We start from the raw sequence: 4,013 nt of genomic DNA, 5'->3' as shown, positions 1-4,013 counted from the left end.
GTATAGCGCAAGCCGCCGTGCCTTGCCGTCGGCAGTCAGGTGGGACCCGGCGAACGGCAGCTCGCCCTGTGCCGGAAAGAGCCACAGGGCGAAGAAGCCGAGCAGCGCGCCGGTCGGGATGTCGATGAAATGATGCTGCCAGGTGGTCAGCACCGAGGCGCCGATCAGAAGGCACCAGCCGTGCCAGAGCCCCAGCAAAGGACCGGCGAGGCGCTGGCGCCAATGATCCCAGATGATCACCAACAGCGCGATATGCAGCGACGGCGCCTGGTTGAACGGCTTGTCGAAGCCGCCGAGCACCGCAAACAGGAAACCCGGCAGGCCGCTCGTTTCCGGCCGCACGAAGGTGGCGGTCAGCGGAAACAGGATGAAGCAGGCGACGGCGACGATCTGCGCGGTGAGGTAGCGGCCGGCCAGCCGGTCGACGCCCTGGCGGCTGTCGTTGAGCAGGAGCGACAGTCCGTAGAACAGGTTGATCGACCAGTAGGGCACGATGGTCCAGGCGACGAACGGAACATGGTGTTCCCAGGAGAACACGATGCTGCCGACATGGTCGCGAGTCGAGGCGAGCCAATTGGCGAAGCCGTAGGTCGAATAGAAGAAAGGCGCGAGGAAGGCGAGCCACAGCGCTGCGCGAAGGACGACATGCCCATAGGGCTCGGCGCTGGGTGAAAGTGGCGGGGGCTCGGCACTGGAAGGCATGCGGCGGTGGTCCTAAAGCCGCCTTGCCAGCGAGACGGTGAAGATGCCCCATTGGTCGATGCGCTGGTCGAGCTTCTCGAAGCCTGCCGCCTCGACCAGCTGATCCATCTCGGCTTGCGTGCGCCGCCGCATCACCCAGGCCTGGCCGCCGCGATGCGAGGTGAGGCTGCGCGCGATCATTTCGAGCTGCGGGTGCCAGGGCTGGTTGGTGTAAATGAGCAGGCTGCCCGGCTGCATGGCGCGGGCAAGGCCGCCGAGCGAGCGCGCAATCAGCGCATTGTCGGAGAAGAGCTCGTAAAGGCCGGAGACGATGGCGAGGTCCGGCGCCGGATCGATCGCGGCGAGCCCGTCGCCGTCGAAGGCGTCGGCGCGCTGGAACGACACGCTGGCCGGCAATTGCCGCTCGGCGATCAGCTTCCGGCCGAGCTCGACATTGAGGTCGGAATAGTCGCGCAGTCGAACGCTGGTCGGTTGCTCCCGGCTCATGTCGATCGCATCGAGGACGTAGCGGCCGTGACCAGACGCAATGTCCAGGATGTTGGTCGGCCGCCCAGCGGCCTTCAGCATTGCCAGCGCCGAGCCGATCAGCTCTTCGATGTGAAGCTTGCGCTGGCGGATGCCGCGCCAGCCGATGGCGTCGAGGAAGGTCCGGTCGACCATGCGGCCGATCGGCCCCAGGCCGCGCGGCTCGTTCTCATAGACATAGTCGAGCGTCGAACCGGAATCGAAGCCGGTGGTAACGCCGACCTTCATGCCTTGCGAGAACCAGCTGCCGATGCGGATGAAGGCGCGACTCATCGCCCAGTAGAGGCCCCTGGACGAAAGCAGATCGAGCGGCGAGGCGAGGCGGTCGGCCTCGTCGCGCGTGTAGCCGGCGATGTCCGCCTGCTTCAGGTCTACAGCTTCCGCGGGTGCCGCGAACTGCGCTTCAAGGAACGGCCGGATCAGGTCGAGCGCCTTGGCGCGGTCGCGCTCGCCCAGCGTATCGTGGAAGAAGCCCGGCAGCACGTGGCGCTCCTTCGCGCGGCTGCCGAGATTGACAAAGAACTCGTGCTGCGGCGCGTGCCGCACCACCCAGTCGCTGCCCGACAGAAGAAGCTGCGTCGGCACGGTGATGGCGCGCGCATCGGCAACCATGCGCGCCGCGTGCTGATAGAGCTCGACCAGAATGTTCGAGGCGATCGGCCTTGTGATCAGCTTGTCGTTTTCGAAGGAAGCAATGCGCACAGGGTCATGTGTGAGAAGGTTCGCCTTGACGTAGGAATTGACGAAGAAGCGCCCCTTGATCTTTTGCCACAGCGCGATGCCTTCCTTGGCGAAAGGGACATAGAGTTTCACCGAGAAGGCGGGCGAGGCGAGCACCATGGCGCGCAGCTTGGGCGCATAGTCGTGCACCCACGCGGCCGCCAGCACCGCGCCGAAGGACTGCGCGATCAACGCGATGTCCTGCGCGGCAAAACCGTCCCTGGCGGCGATCTCGCGCATGAAACAGTCGATATCGCGCACCAGCGCGGCGAAAGACGGAGCGTAGCCGCGCTCGCCGGCGGAGCGGCCGTTGCCCCGCGCATCCCAGGCATAGAAGGCGTAATCGGGCATGCTGAGTTCGTCGACGAGATGCGCCATGCGGCCGCCATGCTCGTGTCCGCGATGGAAGAGCACGACCGCGCCCTTGGCCGTGGCCTGCATCGCCGGCCAGTAGCGGTAAAAGATCTGCGTGCCGTCATGGCTGCGGAAGGTGCGTTCCTGCGCCTGCCGCGCAAGGCTTTCCGCCGGCGCGCTGGCGACCTGTTCGTGAAGCATGGTGGTTCCCCCGGACGGCATGGCGAGTCTCGGTGCTCAGCCGGTGCTGCCAATAAGACCGGCGCGTATCCGGTTTATGGCGGTCAGCAGCGAAAGCGTAGCCATGGCCGGAAACACAAACGGCGCGATTGCCTCCGGCCAGAGCCCGGCGGCGGCGAGCACGGCGACCACGCCGAGCGCCAGCGCTCTGTCGCTCTTGCCGAACGGCCCGGCATAGTTTCGCCCGATCCCGGCGGCGATGCCGAGCACGCCGGCGAACTCGGTGAGCGCCGCGGCGATGGCAAAGGCGACAACGCCCCAGGCGCCGAATTGGGGAAGGGCGGCGAAGGGCAGGATCAGCGCAAGGTCGGAGACGACATCGCAGATCTCGTTGAGGTACATGCCGAGCGTCGAGGTCTGGCCATGCTCGCGCGCCAGCATGCCGTCAATGGCGTTGAGCGCCATGCGCAGGAAAAGCACCAGGGGGATGAGGAAGAGCAGCGGGCTCCAACCGGGGAGGATCGCGATCGCCGATCCAGCCGCGAGGGACAGCAGCGCAGCCGCGACCGTTATGCCGTTGGCCGTGACACCCATCGCCGCCAGCCTGTTGACCAGCGGCCGCAGCCTGTCCTGGAAAGCCGGCTTCAGCGCATAGAGCGTCGGCATTGCGATGATCCCCCGATCCTCGCCGTCAGATGTATCACAAACATGCCGAACGGCACCAGCACAGCTGCTAAAACACATTGGATGCCAGGCGGTTGGCACTGTGCCATGCACCCATTGCCTGAAGACGACGCCGGAGCCGGCGCTCTGTGGCGCTCTCATGCCCGCCTTGGCGAGCTTCGACCATGCAGCCCTGGCATGGCCGCATGCGGTTGCCGGCTTCTGGAACAACGCATGCCACTTGAATAGTAAGCACGCTTATTATATATGCCGCTCATGGTTTCAGACGGCATCGACAGATTGGGATTTTTGATCCACGACGTGCAGCGCCTCATGCGCAAGCGCTTCGAGGCGCGCGCCAGCGGGTTGGGCCTTTCCTCGGCGCAATGGCGGCTTCTCGTCCGCGTCGCCAAGGAGGCCGGTGTCGCGCAGGCGCGGCTTGCCGAGCTGCTCGAGATCGAGCCGATCAGCGTCTCTCGCCTCGTCGACCGGATGGAGGAGGGCGGCTGGATCGAGCGTCGCGCCGACGCGGCCGACCGGCGTGTGCGCATGATCTTCCCGACCGAAAAGGCCAACGCGGCCTACGCCGATGTCAAAAGCCTTGCCGGCGAGGTCTACGAGGAATCGCTCACCGGCGTATCGCCGGAGGACCGTCGCATCCTGATCCGGGTGCTTGACACCATCGTGCAGAATTTGACGGACGGCGAGACGTCGTCCCTCGAAAAGATCAAGAATTCGGAAGGGCGGGCAGCATGAACGCGGCAGCCAAGAAAGCAGACGACAACGTCACCAAGCTCGAGATGGAAGCGCCGACGAAGCCGGACGCTGCGCCAGTCTCCGCGGCAGCGGAGCCGCAGCCCGCACCGGCA

The 4,013-nt window shown here is 65.7% G+C and carries 4 protein-coding genes; 1 reads left to right on the top strand and 3 read right to left on the bottom strand.

All coding sequences use genetic code 11. The features are described 5' to 3' along the window. The 3 genes from EOA32_RS34210 to EOA32_RS34200 all read right to left on the bottom strand — a co-directional run. Positions 1 to 702: phosphatase PAP2 family protein (locus EOA32_RS34210; protein ID WP_145971449.1), on the bottom strand; the 702-nt coding region annotated here is incomplete at its 3' end. Positions 703 to 714: 12 nt separating this feature from the next. Continuing rightward, positions 715 to 2,502 (bottom strand): bifunctional alpha/beta hydrolase/class I SAM-dependent methyltransferase, encoded by a 1,788-nt coding sequence (locus EOA32_RS34205; RefSeq protein WP_189407612.1) that lies wholly within the window; start codon positions 2,500 to 2,502, stop codon positions 715 to 717. A 36-nt stretch (positions 2,503 to 2,538) separates the two neighbouring features. After that, entirely contained in the window at positions 2,539 to 3,147 is a 609-nt protein-coding gene (locus EOA32_RS34200; RefSeq protein ID WP_128374065.1) for a CDP-alcohol phosphatidyltransferase family protein, read from the bottom strand. Positions 3,148 to 3,420: 273 nt separating this feature from the next. Between EOA32_RS34200 and EOA32_RS34195 the strand changes: the two genes are divergently transcribed. Further along, positions 3,421 to 3,900: a MarR family transcriptional regulator gene (locus EOA32_RS34195; protein WP_128374067.1), complete on the top strand. Its 480-nt coding sequence runs from the start codon at positions 3,421 to 3,423 to the stop codon at positions 3,898 to 3,900. Positions 3,901 to 4,013: the final 113 nt, after the last annotated feature.

It is taken from the genome of Mesorhizobium sp. M1A.F.Ca.ET.072.01.1.1, from assembly GCF_004023325.1.
GTDB lineage: Bacteria > Pseudomonadota > Alphaproteobacteria > Rhizobiales > Rhizobiaceae > Mesorhizobium.
The sequence above is the reverse complement of the archived record's forward strand: the minus strand, read 5'-3'. Positions and strand labels throughout refer to the sequence as shown.